The organism is Lactobacillus sp. UMNPBX19 (assembly GCF_002553805.1).
Taxonomy (GTDB): Bacteria; Bacillota; Bacilli; order Lactobacillales; family Lactobacillaceae; genus Lactobacillus.
The window spans coordinates 1-400 of sequence record NZ_PCYR01000136.1 but is presented as its reverse complement, the minus strand read 5'-3'; the positions used below and the strand labels follow the sequence as shown (position 1 = coordinate 400).

Below are 400 nucleotides of genomic sequence, written 5' to 3'. Positions count from 1 at the left end.
TTAGCCATTGGAAAAATGGGCGTCTCATTTGTCTGAAAATCCTCCTCTGAACACAAACTTATCCTTTTCGGGATTAATTTGAACTGCCTTCACATGGACACCTTGTACCTTTGGTGCCCTACCTAAATCAATTAACAACGTTTTTTTCTGTGCATCCAATGTCAACCAATTAGGTAGATCGACTTTTTTACCAAAATAGTCCATCACATATTTCACAGGCAAAGGTAATTGTCCCACAGCAACTGAATCTGCATGAAGTAATATCCCACCATGCTTTGTAACTTCTGGTGTCATTCTCATACCGAAATCAACAGATTGACCAAAAAGCTTATATGTGCCGTACAACATCATACCTTTTTTTTGCATTTCAAAGCGAAATTGATGACGTAAAGATGGATCA

The 400-nt window shown here is 38.0% G+C and carries 1 protein-coding gene; it reads right to left on the bottom strand.

The features are described from left to right. Window positions 1-24 precede the first annotated feature (24 nt). Window positions 25-400, bottom strand: a 376-nt coding sequence (locus CP370_RS09455; RefSeq protein WP_143467904.1) for a YpmS family protein, incomplete at its 5' end; no start/stop codon positions are given.